This is a genomic window from Pseudoalteromonas sp. MMG013 (genome assembly GCF_018100885.1).
GTDB lineage: Bacteria > Pseudomonadota > Gammaproteobacteria > Enterobacterales > Alteromonadaceae > Pseudoalteromonas > Pseudoalteromonas aurantia.
Genome location: NZ_JAGJEE010000013.1, coordinates 1 through 20,698, shown reverse-complemented (window position 1 = coordinate 20,698; position 20,698 = coordinate 1). Strand labels below are relative to the sequence as shown.

The following is a 20,698-nucleotide window of genomic DNA, read 5'->3' as shown; positions in this document are numbered from 1 at the left end:
TAAAAAAAGGTATTAGCTATTTAGTGTGGTTTCGTCATTTAGTTGCATGTTGTTGTGCGCTAGATTTAGTTGATGGTGTGACGGTGACGCTCTGTCATTCACTAGGGGCTGTTGATCTTTCAGGTTCATTTTTGCAGCAGTTTGATTGGATTTTATACAAGGCAGAGGCTGCGTAGCATGGTTATTCCATGTGAGTCAGCCGATAACACAGTAGAAAAGCCAATCAAGCGCTGCCTACCGGTTCTTTTGAGCACCCCTTTCTCTTTGTTGCTTAATATTCGCTTAGATTACTAGGCCACATATTAAGCGCCGCGATAAAAGCATGCTCAAAGAGAATAAAAATAGAACAGCAAAGATCTACAGCCCCTAATACAGGCGGCAATTTATTGGAATATTTAAATGTGTGACGTGTGAATACTTTTCAAACTTTACGCTGTCTATTTTATGGTAGGGTAATATTTGCGTTTACACATACGATGAAAATGTAAACGCAAGTAAAGCTAAGTAAAAGCACAAAAAGTTAAGTTTTCGTTCAGTAAAATTTGGGCAAACTGACTGTGTTAGCTTAATAGGAGAAAGAGATGAACAAACTATGTTTAGTGATATTAATGACTTGTTTTCCACTTTTTGTAAGTGCGGGTGAAGTGTCAATAAAGTGGTTAGATTTCAATGACTATAGAGATGTCAGACCGGCAAATGAAACAAAAGGTGCATTCCATAAACGTGTGCAAAGGCAACTAGATAAGCATGTAAATAAGCTTGTCACGCGCTTACCGCATGGGTATAAATTAAATATGACATTTGAAGATATCGACCTTGCAGGCGATGTACGTTTTAACATGCATGATATTCGGGTTATAAAGTCGATTCATTTTCCTCGTATGAAGTTAACTTACAAGTTAACCAATAAAGCGGGTGAGGTGCTTACTCAAGCTGAATCCAAAGTGATTAAAGATATGGGTTTTATGGACAGAGTTCGTATTGGTCGAGACGAAGTATTGTACTTTGATAAACGATTAATAACAGAATGGTTTAAAGAGGATATTGAATCATATATCCAACAATCCTGATATGTACACGTGTTTTTTGAAAGTGATAGAGCTGAGTCTCTATCACTTTTGCATTTTGTGGGGCTAATTGAAGCGAGCGCTTTTTTGGTCGTGCTCGTTAATCGTCAGTAGTGCATTAATGTCGACATCGTCAATTTGTTCTGGCGGTAAGAATTGACGTGCGTAATCTAGATACACGCCACTGGTAATAAACAACTCAAATACATCAATATCAATATGTCGCTGGATAGCCATGGTATGCAGTATTTTCAGTGCCACGCTTAGAGGCTTGGCTTTTTTGTATGGTCTATCTGCCGCTGTTAGTGCTTCAAAGATGTCAGCTAAGGCTAAGATTCGCTCGGGTATAGAGAGATCCTCTGCGGACAGTTGCCGAGGGTAACCATCGCCTCGCATTGTTTCATGATGCGTTGAAGCGATACGTGGCACATTGGCCAATTCAGGAGGAAATGGTACGCTATCGAGTATTTTTATGGTGCTTATAATATGTTCATTGATTTTAAACCTATCTTCAGCAGTAAGTGTACCCCGAGATATACACAGATTATATATTTCCCCTCTATTGGCCAGATTATCAGGAACCGACATTTTAATATTAAAATGTTCAGCACACTGATAAGGTTCAAGTCGTTCGACGATATGTATGTTCTTATTTGCTAATAATGACTCTACCGCAGGGAGTTCTGAGGGGGAGGACCGTTGATAGCGAAGTGCTTCTAATGGTGCTAGACCCAGACTATCATCAAAATGACGCACCCAAGTTTGTGCGGCCAATGTGTGTATTTTTGCCTTGTCAGCGTCACACATAAACTCACTGCCAATATTGGCGTTCGCGATAAAAGCGAAGTCGTCAAATAGCTGTTGTTGTGTTTGTGCTTTTTGGTGTGCATAGTTAATGGAATGTTCAGGGTCTTTTGCTGATAAGGTAAGGTATTTTATTTCTGCATCGCGATATAGCACCTCAAAGCGCATTCTAATTTCATGAATACGATTATAAATACATTCAAGTTTTGATCCTTTATCTACGATATGCTCAGGCGTGGTTATTTTTCCACAGTCATGTAGCCAAGCTGCTGTTTTAAATTCTCTCCATTGTTGCGCATTATTAAAAGAGAAGTGCTTAAAGGGTTTAGCATGGCTATCACACGCAGCTTGGGCTAACATTTCACCTAATTCAGGCACTCGTTTACAATGTCCAGCGGTATATCGTGATTTTTCGTCAATAGCTTGCGCTATCAACTTAATGATAGAATCAATTAAACTACGCTGCGCGTATTCATGACGTTTGAGTTCATCAGCCATACGCTTCATTGCCAATGAGAGTCTCGTTACTTCGATGACTTTACTGGGGATCACTTTAACCTGAGAATAGTCATGAGCTCGAATAAAGTGAGTCATTTCAAGTAACTCAGTAATGGGTTTAACAATGGGCGATGCACACAACCAAGTCAGTGGTAATAACATAGTAACAACGAGCAGAGTAATGAGGCTGCTGGTGGTGACACTATGATAGACCGGTGCAAATAAAGTTTGTTGATCGATAACAAAAACAATCAATTGCTCTGATGACATCGCACTTTTAAGCATATCAACATAGATTAATTTCTTCTTACCTTGATGGATAAAGTGGTGCAATGCGCCAAATTGCGTGCTTTGCATCGTATTGATATAAGATAAGTAAGGTACAATTCGACCAATTTCATGACTATTCGCTTCTTCATTCAGCCACTTTTCATCGAGTCGAGTTAAATAGTCAGGACTGAGATGAGCAATCGCTAAATTAATGAGCGGCATCAATTCTGCTTTGTTGTGTGAAAGTAGTAAGTGAATGGAAGATTTCACATTTGCCTGAGCAAATGAAAATGTATTACTGACTTTGAGGCCGCTAAGCGCATATTCATTGAGTAAGTTACGTACGATTATATCACTTTCAATGCCGACATCCGCTTGGCCATTTAGCACTGCGTTAACTACATCGATGGTCGTGTTAACCTCAAGTATCTCTATGGTAGGGTAGGCATCTTTAATCGGTTGAATAACGGACCAACCTTCAGCAACAGCCAATGTTTTACCGCCTAGCTGTGCAATAGAAGTAATATCCATAGCGTTGTTGGGCCAAATTAAAGCAAATTTTAGATTACCATAAGGGTTACTCACTATACCGAGTTGCTGATTTTCTGGATTATCAAAAGTGGCGTTTAAAGCGTGGATATTGCCTTGTTTAAAGCGATGAATGAATTCAGGCCAGCTATAACCGTTGATAAATTTAACATCTAGCTGCAGTAATGCAGCAACTTGTCTCATAACTTCTACCGCATAGCCGTTTGGTTCGCCCGTAACGGCATAATCAACTGGGAACCAATCCGTTTCATTAGAGAGGGTTAATGGCGAATGGCGTGCGATAATCTCTTTTTGCTGGTGAGTGAGTTGCATCGGGGGCATGGGCGTCATTTGCGCTTTATTATTTAATCGATTGGTGGCGATGATGTCCCCTTGTGGTTTTATCAAATAGGCTTCACCAGCAAACCCTTTGACTTGGCGCTCTAAGCTACCAGCTAAAGCATGAAGAGGAATATCAAGGCCAATAACACCGTTTTGGTTGAGCAACTTTCTAAAGTAAGTAACACCTGGTATTTGGGTATATTGAAATAAATAAGGCGTGCTTCGCTGACTTACATTTTTAGCATTAATATACCAAGGGCGTTTAGTGGGGTTATAATTTGTTGGCTCAATACGTGTTGAGCTCAATTCGAATTCGGTATTAAAAAATGACAGTTTACGCTGATTTGGACTACGTAGCCCATCAATGTGCATGATCACCCAGGCATCGTTTTCTAAGGCTCGATAACTTTGTTTTAGGGTTTTATTTTTGAGATTAATGACCTCGAAAAAGCTCCCACTGTCGTTTGCAAAGTAGATACCCTCCACTGCAGGGTTAGTAGCGATGAGTTCTGCGAGAAGGCGTAATTTTTGTGAGTCATTTAGCCGTTCTATATTGGGTGTGAGTGCCAACATATCAACCATTCTACTTGCCGCTAAATCATTTTGATGAATTGTTTGCTTTGCGCTCGTGGCAAATAGATCAAACTGCTGAACGGTTTGCTGCTCTAACTGGGCAATACTGTTGTAGTACTGAAGTGTAACTGTGAGGGCGGCAACAATGCTACAGACCATGGCAAATAATGTGACGACCGTGATCCGTACAGAGAAGCGCCAATGCTTACGACGTTGCATAGTCCTTCCGTGAAAATATAAATTGATATACCTCACATAGCGTAGATGGATATTTAATGATTACCAATAAACACTTGAAGTTGTTAACGGAATCTTTTTAGCAGGGGTTTTGCGTAACTGGGAAGGAAGATGAAAAAGGCCTAGCGGCCTTTTTACGGTATTAAGCGACTAACAATGACTATTTAAACGTAGCAAGCAGCTTTAATAAGTTTTGTAATTTAGTGACCGCAAGGGTGAGCTTGTGTTGATCAAGTTCTTCGTGATGACTTAATGCTTCAACATCGGCGGCAACATCTAACACATAAGGCTTAAATCGCTTCGCTTCAAAAGTAAAGCCGGCTTCTTCAGTGAATAAAGCTTTAAATTTACCGTGACCTTGCTGCTGCAACTCATCTAATTTTTTGTCTGCATCAAGTGCTTGACGATAAACCACTTTTAAATTTTCATTGAGTTTTTCAATAACAGCGTGCATATTTTTCCTAAAGTTGTTGCTTAAACGGCCGATAGTCTACGTGGATTCACTTAAAAAGTCAGGTATATGCTAATGAATATTTCTGGAAATAACCTTCCTGCGATGTCTGGAGCAGGCCCTAGTGGCGAAGTTTACAGCGCTTCTATGGCCAAAAAGCAACAGCAAGCAGATGGTAAAGCTGCCCTTGCTTTGATTGAAGCCGCAGGGTCAAGTGCTAGCGCACAAAGCCCCGCAAAATCAACCACAGCAACGTTGGGTAATAACATTAATACATATGTGTAAACGATGAAGTTACTGTAGCTGTAAATCAATCGGTGTCTTACTTGTTTTGCCACCGATTTCTCTCACAAGCTTAGGCATTAGAAATCCGGGTAATTCTTCAAGCATACTCGCCATTATCTCTCGCGCATGGGCTTGTTCAATATCAAAATGGCTGGCACCTTCAACTTTATCTAATACATGTAGATAGTACGGTAAAATATGCGCTTCAAATAATCGTTCACTTAATGTGACTTGTATGTCACTTGAGTCATTTATACCTTTTAGTAATACAGCTTGGTTTAATAAAGTGACGTTTGCGGCTTTGAGCATTGTCATCGCGTCGATAAAGTCATCGTCAATTTCATTCGGGTGATTAATATGGTTAACGAAGATCACTTTTAAGGGGCTAGCAGCGAGGCGTGTACAAAGCTGAGATGTTATTCGACTCGGTATTACCACGGGTAACCGACTGTGAATTCGGATGCGTTTTAATTGGGGAAGTTGTTCCAGCTCATTTAATAGCCAATCAATTGTGTCATCTTTCGCCATAAGCGGATCACCACCACTGAGAATCACTTCATTTATTTCAGGGTGTACTTTAAGGTAATCAATGCAGTCGAGCAGGGTTCGCTTATTGAGTTGATTCTCTTGGTAAGGGAAATGCCGTCTGAAACAATAGCGACAATTTACAGCGCAACCCGTTTTTAACATCAGTAAAAGACGAGAGCGATACTTGTGCAACAATCCTGGTTGGGCACTTTGTTGCTCCTCTAAAGGATCTTTATTAAAACCAGCTTTGGTTAAAAACTCTTTATGTAGAGGCATCACTTGCAGCAATAGGGGATCATTAGGATCACCATAGCGCATCTTTTTGATAAAGGGTAAAGGCACTCGAACTGGAAATAAGGACCTAGCTTCCAAGTCATTTGCATTAAAATGCGCCTCTAAACCCAGCATTTTTACTAGTGATTTAGGGTTTGTGACCACATTTGCCAATTCTTTTTGCCAGTTGCTCTGCAAATTTACTTCATTTGTTTGTATCATTAGCAAGTTTACTTACTCGAAAAAGACAGTTAGAGGATACGATGGCGAATTATAGCACCAACGAGTTCAAGGGCGGCTTAAAAATTATGTTAGATGGTGAACCATGTGCCATCTTAGAAAATGAAATGGTTAAACCAGGCAAAGGTCAGGCGTTTAACCGTGTTAAGATCCGTAAATTGATCTCTGGTAAGGTATTAGAAAAAACCTTTAAATCTGGTGATTCAGTGGAAGGTGCTGATGTGATGGATACAGAATTAGCTTATCTATATACAGATGGTGAGTTTTGGCACTTCATGAACAACGACACATTTGAGCAAATTGCTGCGGATGAAAAAGCCGTTGGTGAGAATGTAAAGTGGCTCGTAGAAAATGATGTATGTACCATTACATTGTGGAATGGCAGCCCAATTGCAGTCACTCCCCCCAATTTTGTTGAACTAGAAATTACAGAAACAGACCCAGGTCTAAAAGGTGACACTGCCGGAACGGGTGGCAAGCCAGCGACACTTTCTACAGGTGCCGTAGTACGAGTGCCTTTGTTTGTGCAAATTGGTGAAGTCATTAAAGTTGATACGCGTACTAATGAATATCAAGGTCGTGTTAAGTAATACACGATATTAATGATAAAAATCCTAGCTTTGGCTGGGATTTTTTATGCACGTAAATAAAGGAAACACCATGTCTGATAATATGTGGGCCCCGAGTTGTGAAATTCAAACACTACAGGAACGAGCCAAAATACTCGGAAAAATTCGTGCGTTTTTTAACGTACGATCCGTGATGGAGGTTGAAACGCCAAGCTTGTGTGCTGCCAGCGTAACCGATGTTCATTTGGCGACTTTTACCACGGAGTTTGTTGGGCCGGGAAATAGCACCGGATTGCCTCTGTATTTACAAACATCTCCTGAGTTTGCTATGAAACGGTTGCTTGCCGCAGGCAGTGGAGCTATTTATCAAATAGGCAAAGCATTTCGCAATGAGGAGTCGGGTAAACACCATAATCCTGAGTTTACGATGTTGGAGTGGTATCGCCCAGACTTCGACGAGTTTGCTTTGATGGCAGAGATCAATGATCTGATGATACACATTCTTAATTGTCAGCCATGTACGTCGATTTCTTACCAACAAGTGTTTTTGGATATTATAGGTATAGACCCATTATCGGTGAACTTAGATGAGTTGAAATCGATAGCAGTAAAGTATGGTTATGCTGATATAGCTGATAGCGAAACGAATTTAGATACTCTATTACAGCTACTGTTTTGCATGGAGATAGAGCCCAATATAGGTCAAATAGCTCCTTGCTTTGTATATCACTTTCCAGCATCGCAAGCTGCGTTGGCGCAGTTATGTACTAAGGACCCTAGGGTCGCCGGGCGTTTTGAACTTTACTATCAGGGAATGGAACTGGCTAATGGTTTTAATGAACTTACGGATGCAACAGAGCAAACGGCCCGTTTTGAACAAGACAATAAATTAAGAAATGAAATGGGGTTAACACCTGTTGATATTGATAAACGCTTTTTGGCAGCATTAACACATGGACTACCGCGATGTTCTGGGGTGGCATTGGGTATTGATAGGTTAGTCATGCTGGCAACGAAGAAAGCATCAATTAAAGAAGTCATCGCATTTGATATAGCGCGTGCTTAGCGCGATATCAAATGCTATACAAAGCGTTCTAATTCATTTTGCGTTGCTTCAGTACGTAATTGTGCTTGTTGGCACTGCGTGACTGCATCATCTATTTGTGCCTTTGATTGTTGGCCTAGCTCAACAATTTTCTGCACGGTTTGATGAGTGCGATTTTGTGTTGCTTCCAGTTGGTGTACCGCACTAACAATATCTTCTAATTGTGCCTGATTCCGTTCAAATTCACGGCTCATATCAGTAAAGCCTTGAGACGTTTTACTGATCGCTTGCTCAGCTCCCTGAGAGTGGTTGATCAGTTGCTCCGACTCTTGGTTTGTTTCCCCTACAAGAGTATTCATTTGATTGATGAAGTCACTAATTTGCCGAGTCGCTTCATTTACTTTAACTGATAATGTTCTCACTTCGTCGGCAACCACGGCAAACCCTCGTCCAGCTTCGCCGGCACGCGCTGCTTCAATAGCAGCATTTAGGGCTAATAAATTAGTCTGATCTGAAAACTCTTCAACCATTTTTAAAATGCTACGAATGTTCTCACTATTTTCTTTTAACCCTGAGACCGTTGTAGAAAATTTACCGAGTAACGTGGTAATTTGCTTTACTTCACCGACCAGTGCGGCCAGTGAATTTGACGATGTTTTTACGAATTTTAAACTTTCAGTATTCGCCTGATAAACCTGATCTGTATTTCCAACAATACTTTGTAGGCTATGGGTCACCTGATCGCTGGCAGCAATAATGGAGTCACTGTTCTGTATTTGTTGGGCACCAAATTTGGCAGTGTGTTCCATTGAATGTGTGACATCTTGATTACTGCTCGCTGCGGTTTGAGCACTTTCGTATGTAGTGGCAAGTAATTGGCTCAAGTTATGGGTGAAGGTATTGTATTGCTCGCTCAGCTCTCTAAATTCATCATAGGTAAAGTGCGGTAATTTTGCATTGAGGTTACCTTCTTGACGGTTTATTTGTTGAAGTGTGTCTCGCATGGCTCGTACAGGACGAACGATTAAAAACCGCATATAGAATAAGGTGAAAATAAAGCCCGCAACAGCACCAAATGCCATTATCCAAAACCAGTTTAATGCTTGGTCATTATCATTGATTTCATGGTACAACCAAAACAAAGTGAGGATCTGAAAAGAAAAGACGAAACTGAGGTTGCCAAATATCTTGCGAGATAAAGTAAAGAAAAAAGATTGTTCGATTTGATTATATATACTCATATATAGACTCATTTTAGGCTCTTCACTGTGCCATTTTCTTTTATTATAGAACAGTGTGGATTATTTATTCATTGAACGCGCTAAAATCATTTTCGCATAACAAGGATAATTACTGAAAATACCGTCGACACCGAGATGGAGCATATCTTCGATATCTTGTTGCTTATCGACAGTATACACATAGACTTTTAGACCTCTTTGTTTTGCATCGTGAACAAACTCATGATTAATAAAGTTTTTATCAATATGAATACTATAGGCATTTAACTGTTGAGCAAATTGTGCATACTGTAATGGGATTGAAGCTGTCAGTGCTCCAATTTTAACCCAAGGCAGCTGCCGCTTTAACCATAATAATTGATGATGGTCAAAGGAGGATATGAGAAGTTGGGAACGTGTTAATGTGCCATCGCTAATGTTACGCTCAATGCATGATACAAATTTGTTTAGCTCAAAGGTATGTTTGAGTTCTAAATTGATAAGTGTTCTGGTGCTTATGGTGCTGAGTACTTGCTGTAAACTTGGGACTGCTTCACCCATACCTGCGTCATATGATTGAATTGTTTCGAGCGAAGTTGTATTAACCTTCCCCTGACCTGAAGTGGTTCTATCTAACCAAGTGTCATGAATAATGGCGTAATTATCTTGGCAACTTTGTACATCTAATTCGATACCATCAACATTGGCTTGTAAAGCAGCCTCAATTGCACATAGAGTATTTTCTGGGTAATTACCACTGGCACCGCGATGAGCAAAAATATGCATTATACTTTTTTCCTTGTAACAGACCAAGTTTCAAAAAAAGCAGTGCTAACAACAAGTAAGCCACCAATTAAAGTTGCAACACTGGGGGTTTCTAGTAATAGAATAAAGGCCAAAAGCGTTGCATACAAGGGCTGTAAACAAGAAATCAGCCCAGCGGTTGTTGCAGATAAATGGCGTAAACTACTAGAAAAAAGAGCGTGCGGTAGTGCCGTAAAGACTACGCCCGCTAATAAAATTAAATATAAGTCGATCTGTTCGAGCTTGACTGGGGGCACACTCACAAAAGCGCATAACATGACGCTGGCGACCAGCGTTTGATATAGCATAGTTTGTGGGCCACCATAATGAGAAAAATAGCGTTTTTGTAGTAAGTTCCGCAGTGAAAATAGTGCGCCTGAACTGACGCCTGTTACGATACCTAATGTAATCTGGTTCCCTAAACTGGCTTCTGGTACTAGCAGGTAAATACCACTTAATACGACAATGGCACACACAATATCTTTTTTCAGAATTCGTTTCTTGGTAAACAGGGGTTCTAAAAAGACGGTGATTACAGGGTAGGTAAAAAAGGCAATAATGCCAATGGTTATCCCCGCCATTTGCATACCTGCAAAATAGGTGAGCCAATGCAGGCCAACAACTACACCCAACAAGATGGCGACGAGATAATCCTGGTTGTTTTTAAGCTTAATATGTTTACGTTGTACGATTAATAAGGCTGTGAGGGCTATAAAAGCAACAGCGGTTCGGTATACAGTGATATCGAGTGCGGATAGGTTAATTAATTTTGAAAATAATGCCGTACCACCAAATAAAAGTACTGCTGTGTGCAAATAAAGTAGGGATGTTTGTTCTGGGCGCATAACCAGTCTGTCTATTTTTGTTTAGATTATTACGAACTAGGTGACCATTGTCACTAAACGTTTTATGTTATTTTTGATATGTTACTGACTCTTTGAATCTTAATAAAAAGTTGGGTTATGGAACCTGTCCTCCCTGTAGATAAAATGACACTTGCAGATCCGAGTAAGTTTTTTCGTAATCTTGGCCCGTTGATATTTTCATTGTTTTACTTTTTACCAATAATAGGTCAGTGGAGTGAGATAGGTTGGCAAAATTTACTTGCACAATTGCTTATATATATAGGTTTTGTTGCTCTATATTGTGCAGGTCTACATACACCAGGAACTAAGGTTACGCCCATTATTATACTGATGTTGCTACTGACGAGTTGTGGCACGCTTGTTACATCAGGAACGAGCACTTTGTTTGGTTATATAGCGCCTTTGTGTGGTTTTAATTACCGGCGTCCGTATAATTTCTTGATGTTGGGGGTGTTATTTCTCTTTATTTTTTTCAGTAGTGAGTTTTTAATAACCACTGAGCCATTTTATTTTTGGGCACCTTCGGCTCTCATTGCTGTTGGTTTATTTAGTTTTGGATTAATGGAGCATCGGGAGCGCGTCCATCGATTATTACACCAAAAAAATCAGCAAAAGTTAGAGCAATTGGCAGCGATTGCAGAACGGGAAAGGATCGCGCGCGATTTACATGACACGTTAGGCCATTCTTTATCTAGCATTGCACTTAAAGCTGAATTAGCAAGTAAGTTGTGCCATGCGGGGTTGCAAGAAAAAGCCAGCGATGAATCTCAACAAGTAGCGACTTTGGCGCGTGCGCTACTCAGTGATGTACGAGAAGCGGTATCTGGATTAAAGCAAGTTGGTTTATACGCGCAGTTGAACTTGCTAGAGCAGCGCTTAAAAGAGGCACAATTTAACGTGGTTCAGCAAGTGGAGTCGGTAACTATGGGGGCAGAGCAGGAGAGTGCTTTATGCTTTATCGCCAAAGAATTGGTGACAAACATACTACGCCATAGTAATGCAAGAGAAGTAAATTTAAAATTAACTCAGCAAAACACAGTGCAACTATGCATAAGTGATGATGGCAAAGTTGAATCTTTCACCCACGGGAATGGGCTTTCTGGGTTAATTGAACGAGCACAACAAGCTGGTGCTATTGTGGACATTAATATTGAACAAGGGTTCACTGTGAAGGTAGAGTTTTCAGGAGCTGCGGCATGATTAGAGTGATGGTAGTTGAAGATCAAGCCCTTGTACGCGGAGCGATCAGTGCATTGCTGAGCTTAGATCGTGATATTGAAGTAGTTGCAGAAGCGGCTGATGGGCTCGAAGCTATCAAGCATTTATCCGTTGTGACCCCTGATATTGTATTAACCGATATTGAAATGCCAAATATGACAGGGTTAGAATTACTAGAGTATATTCAAAAAAAGGAAGGGCAGTGTCATACGGTCATTATGACGACCTTTTCTCGTTCTGGCTATATTCGAAGGTCTATGGACAGTGGTGCAAGAGGATTTGTGTTAAAAGAAGCGCCAAGTGAGTATTTAATTAGCACTCTAAAAAAAGTCATATGCGGCCAGAGGGTCATAGATCCTGAATTGGCACTCACCGCTTTGGATGAAAAAGATCCGTTATCAAGTAAAGAAAGAAAAGCATTACGTTTGGCAAGCGAAGGGTATAAAACAGCAGAAATAGCCAATACGTTGTTTTTGAGTGAAGGCACAGTCAGAAACTATTTATCAGACGCGATCGCTAAGCTCAATGCAACGAATCGCATTGATGCTGCTCGAATAGCGCAGCAAAAAGGTTGGTTATAGGGAGAGTTGTTGCTAATTTGTACGGTTTGGTTTTGGTAATGTTAATTTAAAAGGGACTTTTTTATTAAAATACCTTTTTATTGGTATGTTTTTTGATAGTATACTCATCCTTAATTCTTAACTATTAAGTGCTAGATGTTAGAACCAAAATTACTTTTACCAGTATTAGCACTCACAACTTCGGTTTGTGGGGTGTTTATGTTATTGAATTGGTTAATTCATCGCACGATTGCAGGCACCAAACAGTGGATGCTATTTGTAACCAGCGTTGCGATAGCTTGCATATTGATTTCTCAACCACAATTATCAGACTTTTGGCGTGTTTTTGTTGCTAATCACCTGATATTGCTAGGGTTGGTTTTTTTGACTCTTGGAACTGAACGGTTTTTTCAAATAAAGTCAAAATATTGGCCGTGGGTATTATTGTCGTTAATTCACCTCGCTGGATATACCTGGTTCACTTTTATTGATCCAAACTTCATAGTGAGAGTATGTTTAAATTATTTGGTTTGGGCATTGTCGCTCGGGCTATGTATTCATGCTCTTTTTCAAAGTAAAGTCAGCGAGCTCACGGAAGCAACTATTGCACGGTGGACATTTTTACTAGCATGTATCGGCATGCTAGTTATTTTTACGTTACGTTTATTGATGCTGGATGGATATCAGCCATCAGATAGCTTACAGACCAATAATTTTGGTAATCAGCTCTTTACCATAACAGTGATTGCAATCCCTTTATTACTCTGCTTTTCTCTGAGTTTATTATGTAGTAGTCGACGTGCCGAGCAGGTAGAACAGACAAAACAAGCGGCTGAAAAAGCATCTATGCTAAAAGGTCGCTATTTGACCTTACTTAGCCATGAATTAAGAACACCACTCAATGCCATTGTGGGTCATGCTGAAATGCTTAAAAGCGTACCTAGAGAACCCCTTAAGCACGCCCAGTTATGCGATATTATCACTGGAGCTGCAATGTCATTATCAGATTTGGCTAATCAAGTGCTGTTACAAGCAAAAGGTGAGACCAAACCTCATGAGCTCGCGATTGTTGATATTCAACAAGTATCACAAGAAATTATTGATTTATTATCACCTTTAGCGAAAGAAAAGCACTTATCCGTCGCGTTAGATACAAGCGCATTGTCTATAAAGAGTTATTTAGCAGATAAGGAATCATTAACGCTTATTTTGAAAAATTTACTCTCAAATGCAATTAAGTATACGGTTGAGGGGGGCGTTACTGTCACCGTTAAGTCTGAACAAGTAGGAAGTAACCATCACAGTGTGCAATTCTTTGTGTCAGATACGGGGGTTGGTTTAAACGATGATGATTTAGTTAATATTTTTGAGCCTTTTGTGACGGTGTCGACAGAGCAAACGGTTGCACAAGGGGCTGGGCTAGGTTTGTCCCTATGTAAGCAATTAGTTGAAAATATGAATGGAGAGCTGCGGGTTCGTAGTCAAGTAGGGTGTGGTACCGAGTTCTTTTTTGAATTGTTACTGGAGCGAATTGACCCCACCATTAATATTGGCGTAACAGAGCGTTATACTAACCATCAAAATGGTCTGCTGGCTTGTAATATCTTGGTTGTTGAAGACAATTTATTAAATAGAGAAGTGCTTAAACATTATTTAACGGAATTAGGCGCACACTTTGTATTTGCTCATAATTTAGCACAGGCAAGTAAAAAAGTTGTTCAGCAGCCGTTCGATATTATTCTTCTAGATATGCACTTACCAGATGGTCATGGTTTATCCTGGTTTGTTGATGAGTTTAGCTTGATGAATTTATCAGTGTCGCCCACTGTGATTGCACTCACTGGAGATGCTGATGAACAGGCTCAGCAAGCTTATCTTGAACATGGCATTACGTATTGTATTAGTAAGCCCGTATCGCAAAGTACTTTATCTGCTGTGTTAGAACAAGTTTGTGCAGCTCAAAGTACTGAAGTGCTGGATAGTGCACTAGTTGATGAAGATGTATTACGTCAATTAAGCACATCGTTGGAGGTCAAGTTTTTAAGTACCAAATTACAGTACTTACCAGACACCTTTGATTATGAGTTTGCTCAATTACAAGGCTTGGCGGATATCAAAGCGAACGATATATTGAATGATAAATTAATACACGTAGGGCAAGAGAGCAAAGAGCTTGGCATGATAGCACTTAGTCAAGAGTTAAAGTTGGCCAGTGAGTTACTGCAACGAGGAGAAAAAATTGACTGGCAAGCGTTGCATAGTTTCGCTAAAGAAAGCATTGTTGCGCTTCAGGCAGTACACGCTAAAGTTGTAGCCTAAAAAATACAAACACGTCTTAAGTAGGGCTTTTATTCTAAAGCCTTATTCTTTTCTTACTAATATCCATAAAAACGCAAAATTACACTGGATTACAGTACCTATAATCAATAAAATCTACGCCGTTTTTCGTACTTTAAATTGAAACACACAAATGTGTTCAAAATATGTAGTATCTAGGGGTAGTTAACTTGAAGAGATTGTTTTGTGCAGTGTGGTTGATACTTGTCAGTGTTCAGGTGTTTGCTGTGGATTTGCAAATATCTACTTTTATTGACCTAGATACTAAGGTACCACGCGGCGCACAAATACGTTATCAAGTTGACTTTGAAAATGTCGAGCAAGATGTCGCTAACAATGTCCAACTGATTTTTCCTATTCCAGTCACCACTTCTTTTGTTTCGAGTGACAACGCTGTCTGTAAGTTTAATGCAGCTCAAAGTCGTCTTGAGTGTAATTGGGTCAGTATTGACGGCACTGATGTGCTTGATAAGCGAAAACGCGTTCAATTTACGATAAAAACCAGTAAAGATACCGCACAAACCATTGCGTCCGAGGTGTCAGTTTCGGCATCGAACGAGGATGCTAGTAAACTACAAAATAACGCAGAAACTCAGAATACCTCTATTGTGGCGGGTACCGACCTACAGATTGTATCGTTACGCTCAGAGCCTCAACAAGTCTATATTAATGAAACCTATACCTATACTCTAAACATTACTAACAATGGCCCAGATGAGGCAACGAATGTTGCCGTAAAGCATGTGCTTCCCAGTTATGCAACTTGGGTTGAAGCGTCTGTGAGCAATAGTAATGGTTGGTCATGTAGCGGCTCACAAACTTTAACCTGTAGCTTAAATAAGCTTGCAGTGGGTGCATCAAAATCGTTGGTGATCAAAGCAAAGTTATCTCAGTTGGGCAGCGGTACGGTAACAGCGACATCCAGTGTAAGCAGTGCAACAGCAGAAATTAATAGCGCGGATAATCAAGCCAGTGTAAGCAATCAAGTTAAAGAACATGCAGATGTGGCAGTAGAGCTTAAAGCGTTAAAAAGCAATGGCACACCTTCTTACTGGGGGCCTCTTTCGTTAACGCCAAATGAAGCGCACCAATATCAAATTGTGGCGAAGAATAATGGACCAAACACGGTTTCTTCTGCGCGATTTATTTTAACACTCGCCGCAGGAATCAGTGATGTGGCAGTGGCACAAGCCAGTGGTTGGAGTTGCTCGGTTAATATGGCTGGAGCGCAACCTAAAATCACATGTGATAAAACGGCGGTTGCCTCAGGGGTGAGCGATACGCTTAAAGTTACCGCCAAAGCACCAAATACCGAGGCAACATACACAAACAATGTGTTGGTATCGGCGAATCTCACAGATCGCAATCAAGCGAATAATACCGCCAGTGCACAAATCAAAATTGTCAAAAGCACTGCCGCGAAGATGACCTTGACTAAGTCTATTAGCGCAGCAAAATCAGCATATTATGCTCATGACACCCTCACTTTTTTATTAACTGCACGCAATGCTTCAGCACAAACTTTGACGGTAAAAACATTGACTGACGCCTTGCCTGATAGTGTCGATTTTGTCAGTTACTCTTCAACAGCTTTTAAGTGTAATTATCAAGTTGCAGGCAGTCAGGTTGTGTGTACGCCAAACACAGCGCAGTTAGCGGCTAATAATAGTATAAGCGCCACAATTGTGGCCAAGGTAAAGGCCTCGGTCTCTAATGCCAATGTTACTAATCGCGCTAATATTGTCTTTGATTCAAACGACAGTAGTAATGAGTCGGTGGCAGCCTCTGCTGTGTTTAAAACGGTTGCTGCACAACCGGCACTGAGCGTCACCAAGTCGAGTAATTTGCAATGGAACAATAAAAATTACATGGGGAAACGCTTTGAATTTAAGATCAAAGTAACGAATTCAGGCGGTGCGAAGGCGGTTGGTGTTGAAGTTTCTGATACATTACTTAATGGTTATAAAGCAGAATCAGTTACCGTTATAAAAAGTAATAATAGCGATAGTTGGACGTGTCCAAAGCAAGGCCCTGATGAGGTGAAATGTACGGGTGATATCAGTGGTAGTGCAAATGCTGAAGTGGTGATCACTGCTCGTAGCCCTTATGAGAATAAACGACCTCGAAATGTTGCAGTGGTAAAGCATGGCTCATTGGCAACGGATTTAACCGCTACTTACGAAGGTTGGGGCTATGGATCTGTTAACCCTATGCAGCTCTCTGTCACTAAGCATAAATTTGCATCAACGACAAAAAGCACCGCTTTGGTTAGTCGAGGTGAGAATATTAGTAGTGAAATCAAAATCTTCAATATGACAGATCATCCAACGCAAGGAACTTTAAAAGTTGTGGATGAGCTAGATAGTGGTGAACACTTCGTTGAAACTGGGGATTATGGAGCAAATTGGCATTGTAGCCTTCCAAATAAAACGGCCAAAACACCAGTAACTTGCCTATATCAAAAATTTGTTTCCGGCAGTTGGCAGGGGATCCCAGTCAATAGGGTAAGTCCACCATCCGTGCTAACCATTACCACTAATGCGAAACAGTTAGGGGATTTAAAGAATACCGCAACCGTGACGGATCACAATGGGTTACCGGGTAGTGCTCAGCAGTCAGCAAGAATTCGCTCTGCGGTGTCTGCAGATTTAAAAGTCACTAAAACTGCCAATCTGAGTCAATTATCAGCGGTGCAAAATGAGCTAAGTTATCAAGTTGTGGTTGAGAATGTCAGTGGTGACACCATCACAGGTGATGGGCTCAGTGCGTTATTAATTAAAGATACTTTTGCGGGTACATTTAAAGCAAAAAAAGGCAATGTTGAAACAGGTATTCGCTTTGCAACGAGCGCAAGTAGCCAGCTTGGCGCAACATTTAGCTGTGCAAGAAGTGATGCTGGTCAGTACCAAGATACCGTAAGCACCATAACTTGTCGGCTAGGTAATAGCCAACAATTTAAAGTCGGCGACAAGTTAATTTTAACCATGCATGTGAGTCGACCCGTCGTTACCGTCAATGGCAATTTAAACAACCTTGTTGAGGTCAGTTCTTCAACCCATGTCGATACAGATACCAGTAATAATAAAAGCAATGCATCTGTGTCGGTTGTGCCGAAGTTTGATGTAGGTATTACACTCGCCTCGTATGCTACAGCTCCTATTTTAAGTGGCGATGAGGCTTTGTTAACCCTCGAAGTGTCGAATATGAGTGCCTCGACAGCAACTGACGTGGTGCTAAAGCATACCTTTACGCCGCCATCAGGGAGAACGTTTCAATTTATAAGTAGTGTATTCTCGCGGGCAGGACAAGCGAATATATGTAGCTTTAATGCCAGTAATGTACTGAGTTGTCCGATAGGCACTTTGAGTGGGAATGAAGTTCAAACAATCACGATTAAGCTGCGACCAAAAAGTTACCATGACAGAAAAAGTTGGATATTAGCCAGCACTGCTAACATTACGGCTGCCAATATTGGTAATGATATAAATAAGGATAACAACACCCAGTTAAGTTCATTACAAGTTAATGTGCGAAACGCAAACTTAAAAATTGAAAATAATGATGTTACGGATCCTGTGGCATGGTATCCGGTTCCTCGTGCGTTTCCGAGTTCATTAGATAATGTACTCGTGTACAAAGTTGATCTTGAATATTTGTTTGATAATACCGGCGATTTATCGGTTGCCAGTGGTGTAGGTTACGATTTTACCATGACACCATCAGGTGCGGATAAACAGCTTCAGTTTTTATGTGATGGGAGCGCAAAAACGGGGTGTACTGCGGCACAAGCGCGATGTAATAGTATCAATACAGTGATTTCCTCTGCACACACCATTACCTGTAAAGGACCTGAAAACTCAGGGAATGATTTGGCTGAGTTTGAATTACGCGAAAATAGATATGGCTCTGAGGATAATATTTATACGCGATATCTGTATTTTAAAGTGTTATCGAGGCCAAAAACAACCGGTGAAGTGAGTGCGACCACAGCGCGTATTTTCTCTAATGAAAATGACCCAATCACTGCAAATAATAGTGAGGCTGAGCAAACTTCTATTCGAGTTGCAGTTGATTTATCTTTAATAAAACGGGCCTCACTGAGCAAAGTCGCTGTGGGCAGCGTTTTTAATTACTTTCTCGATGTAGGAAATGCGGGTCCTGGTGATGCCGCAGATAATATCATTTATGATTATTTAAGCCATGACCTTGAATTGGCTGGCATTCCTTCAATTGCTGGTGGACGTTGTGTGACCGACCAAGCGATTAAATCAGGCGAATCGAGCGCGAAAACCCGGGTGAGGTGTACTGTCGATACAATCGCAAAAGGGCAATCTTTAACAGCGACCATCCCCGTTAAACTAATATCATTGCCTGCCGGTAACACTCTATACAACGATGCATGGATTGAAACCAAAGGGTTTGATGTTAACTCTAGCAATAATCGAGATGACCTAACACTTCCATTGAGTAAAGGAAATATTTCTGGGCAGGTATTCTTCGACGCAAATAATGATGGCGTATTACAAGCGGCAACAGACTCGGGGATTTCAGGCATCACTATTGAATTAAGTGGTACCGAGAGCTCAGGTAAAAACATTGGCCCGCTGTTAAAAAATACCGGCACTAGCGGCGAATTTGTTTTTGAAGATTTATCAGCAGGCACTTATCAATTAAAACAGTCTAAGCAAAATCAATTATCGGGTTATCAAGATGGGTTTGATAGTCGCAATAACAGCATTATATCTGGAAGCAACAACAGTGATGTGATCAATAATATTACGCTTACTGCAAATCAATCATCGTCTGGAAATTTATTTGCTGAAACGTCACTTGCAGGTGACGCAAGTGTTGAAGGCGTAGTGTTTGTCGATGGCAATCAAAATGGCGTGCAGGAAAGTAAAGATCTGGCGATCACCAACCTTGCTGTCACGCTTACCGGTAAAGATAAGTTCGGCAACGCTGTGTCATTGAGCACCAACACCGACAGTAATGGTGTATTCAAATTTGACGCACTGCGCCAACCGGATGCAGATGGGTATGTGGTGACGCGCTCAGACACACCCAGCTACGAAGACGGGCAAGATTATCTTGATGGCATCAAGAATACCCATGCGGGTAAAAATGTGGTGAAGATCACTACGGTAGGTAAACCAAGCAAGGTGATCTTTACTGAATTAGCAGATGTGGGTGAAGCCCGTGTTGAAGGCGCTGTGTTTGTTGATGGCAATCAAAATGGTGTTAAAGAGCCTAAAGATCTTGCGATCCCAAGCCTTGCAGTAACACTGACGGGTAAAGATGAATTTGGCAACGCAGTGTCATTGACCACCAACACCGACAGTAATGGTGCGTTCAAATTTGACGCACTGCGCCAACCGGATGCAGATGGGTATGTGGTGACGCGCGCAGATACACCCAGCTATGAAGACGGCCAAGATTACCTTGATGGCATCAAGAATACCTATGCGGGTAAAAACGTAGTCAAGGTAGCCACGGTAGGTAAACCAAGCAAGGTGATCTTTACCGAGCTGCCTAATGCTGGCGAAGCCCGTGTTGAAGGCGCTGTGTTTGTTGATGGCAATCAAAATGGCGTGAAGGAAAGTAAAGATCTGGCGATCACCAACCTTGCTGTCACGCTTACCGGTAAAGATAAGTTCGGCAACACAGTGTCATTGACTACTAACACTGACAGTAATGGTGCATTTAGTTTTACTGCTCTTCGCCAACCGGATGTAGACGGGTATGTGGTGACGCGCGCAGACACACCCAGCTACGAAGATGGCCAAGACTACCTTGATGGCATCAAGAATACCCATGCGGGTAAAAACGCGGTGAAGGTAGCCACGGTAGGTAAACCAAGCAAGGTGATCTTTACTGAACTACCAAATGCTGGTGAAGCCCGTGTAGAGGGCACGGTGTTTGTTGATGGCAATCAAAATGGTGTTAAAGAAAGTAAAGATCTGGCGATCACCAACCTTGCAGTCAG

15 protein-coding genes are annotated in these 20,698 nt (G+C 41.1%); 9 read left to right on the top strand and 6 right to left on the bottom strand.

What is annotated here, in order from left to right; genetic code table 11:
- Positions 1–23: 23 nt before the first annotated feature.
- Both J8L98_RS13080 and J8L98_RS13075 read left to right on the top strand, forming a co-directional pair.
- On the top strand, positions 24–176 hold the full coding sequence (locus J8L98_RS13080) for a hypothetical protein (RefSeq protein ID WP_210996784.1): 153 nt from the start codon (positions 24–26) through the stop codon (positions 174–176).
- A 405-nt stretch (positions 177–581) separates the two neighbouring features.
- Positions 582–1,070, top strand: a complete 489-nt coding sequence (locus tag J8L98_RS13075) for a DUF3016 domain-containing protein (protein WP_210996783.1) — start codon at positions 582–584, stop codon at positions 1,068–1,070.
- A gap of 63 nt (positions 1,071–1,133) precedes the next feature.
- Here the strand turns inward: J8L98_RS13075 and J8L98_RS13070 are convergent, their stop codons facing one another.
- Together J8L98_RS13070 and J8L98_RS13065 are read right to left on the bottom strand one after the other, a co-directional pair.
- Complete coding sequence (locus J8L98_RS13070; RefSeq protein WP_210996782.1) at positions 1,134–4,301, bottom strand: HD domain-containing phosphohydrolase; 3,168 nt, start codon at positions 4,299–4,301, stop codon at positions 1,134–1,136.
- A gap of 178 nt (positions 4,302–4,479) precedes the next feature.
- Positions 4,480–4,773, bottom strand: coding sequence for a prephenate dehydrogenase (locus J8L98_RS13065; RefSeq protein WP_192505937.1), 294 nt, complete (start codon positions 4,771–4,773; stop codon positions 4,480–4,482).
- Positions 4,774–4,845: 72 nt separating this feature from the next.
- On the opposite strand from J8L98_RS13065, the gene J8L98_RS13060 reads away from it, so the two are divergent.
- The gene (locus tag J8L98_RS13060; RefSeq protein ID WP_210996781.1) at positions 4,846–5,055 is read left to right on the top strand and encodes a hypothetical protein; all 210 of its coding nucleotides are present in this window, start codon (positions 4,846–4,848) and stop codon (positions 5,053–5,055) included.
- Positions 5,056–5,064: 9 nt separating this feature from the next.
- Here the strand turns inward: J8L98_RS13060 and epmB are convergent, their stop codons facing one another.
- Positions 5,065–6,078: an EF-P beta-lysylation protein EpmB gene (epmB, locus tag J8L98_RS13055; RefSeq protein ID WP_210996780.1), complete on the bottom strand. Its 1,014-nt coding sequence runs from the start codon at positions 6,076–6,078 to the stop codon at positions 5,065–5,067.
- 41 nt (positions 6,079–6,119) lie between these two features.
- Here epmB and efp point away from each other — a divergent pair, with 41 nt between their 5' ends.
- Entirely contained in the window at positions 6,120–6,686 is a 567-nt protein-coding gene (gene efp, locus J8L98_RS13050) for an elongation factor P (protein ID WP_192505934.1), read from the top strand.
- A gap of 70 nt (positions 6,687–6,756) precedes the next feature.
- Positions 6,757–7,731, top strand: coding sequence for an elongation factor P--(R)-beta-lysine ligase (gene epmA / locus J8L98_RS13045; RefSeq protein WP_210996779.1), 975 nt, complete (start codon positions 6,757–6,759; stop codon positions 7,729–7,731).
- A 14-nt stretch (positions 7,732–7,745) separates the two neighbouring features.
- On the opposite strand, the gene J8L98_RS13040 is transcribed toward epmA, so the two are convergent.
- The 3 genes from J8L98_RS13040 to J8L98_RS13030 are packed head-to-tail and all read right to left on the bottom strand — an operon-like array spanning position 7,746 to position 10,579.
- The gene (locus J8L98_RS13040; RefSeq protein ID WP_247671135.1) at positions 7,746–8,951 is read right to left on the bottom strand and encodes a methyl-accepting chemotaxis protein; all 1,206 of its coding nucleotides are present in this window, start codon (positions 8,949–8,951) and stop codon (positions 7,746–7,748) included.
- A gap of 60 nt (positions 8,952–9,011) precedes the next feature.
- On the bottom strand, positions 9,012–9,716 hold the full coding sequence (locus tag J8L98_RS13035; RefSeq protein WP_210996777.1) for a glycerophosphodiester phosphodiesterase family protein: 705 nt from the start codon (positions 9,714–9,716) through the stop codon (positions 9,012–9,014).
- Positions 9,716–10,579, bottom strand: a complete 864-nt coding sequence (locus J8L98_RS13030; RefSeq protein WP_210996776.1) for a DMT family transporter — start codon at positions 10,577–10,579, stop codon at positions 9,716–9,718. Before J8L98_RS13030 ends, J8L98_RS13035 begins: the two co-directional genes overlap by 1 nt.
- Before the next feature lie 117 nt (positions 10,580–10,696).
- On the opposite strand from J8L98_RS13030, the gene J8L98_RS13025 reads away from it, so the two are divergent.
- The 4 genes from J8L98_RS13025 to J8L98_RS13010 all read left to right on the top strand — a co-directional run.
- Positions 10,697–11,800: a sensor histidine kinase gene (locus tag J8L98_RS13025; RefSeq protein WP_210996775.1), complete on the top strand. Its 1,104-nt coding sequence runs from the start codon at positions 10,697–10,699 to the stop codon at positions 11,798–11,800.
- Positions 11,797–12,399, top strand: coding sequence for a response regulator transcription factor (locus J8L98_RS13020; RefSeq protein WP_210996774.1), 603 nt, complete (start codon positions 11,797–11,799; stop codon positions 12,397–12,399). The genes J8L98_RS13025 and J8L98_RS13020 overlap by 4 nt, the downstream gene beginning before the upstream one ends.
- Positions 12,400–12,534: 135 nt before the next feature.
- Positions 12,535–14,697 carry an ATP-binding protein gene (locus tag J8L98_RS13015; protein WP_210996773.1) on the top strand — a complete coding sequence of 721 codons (2,163 nt, stop codon included), beginning with the start codon at positions 12,535–12,537 and terminating at the stop codon, positions 14,695–14,697.
- 188 nt (positions 14,698–14,885) lie between these two features.
- On the top strand, positions 14,886–20,698 hold a 5,813-nt coding region (locus tag J8L98_RS13010; protein WP_210996772.1), incomplete at its 3' end, for an SdrD B-like domain-containing protein.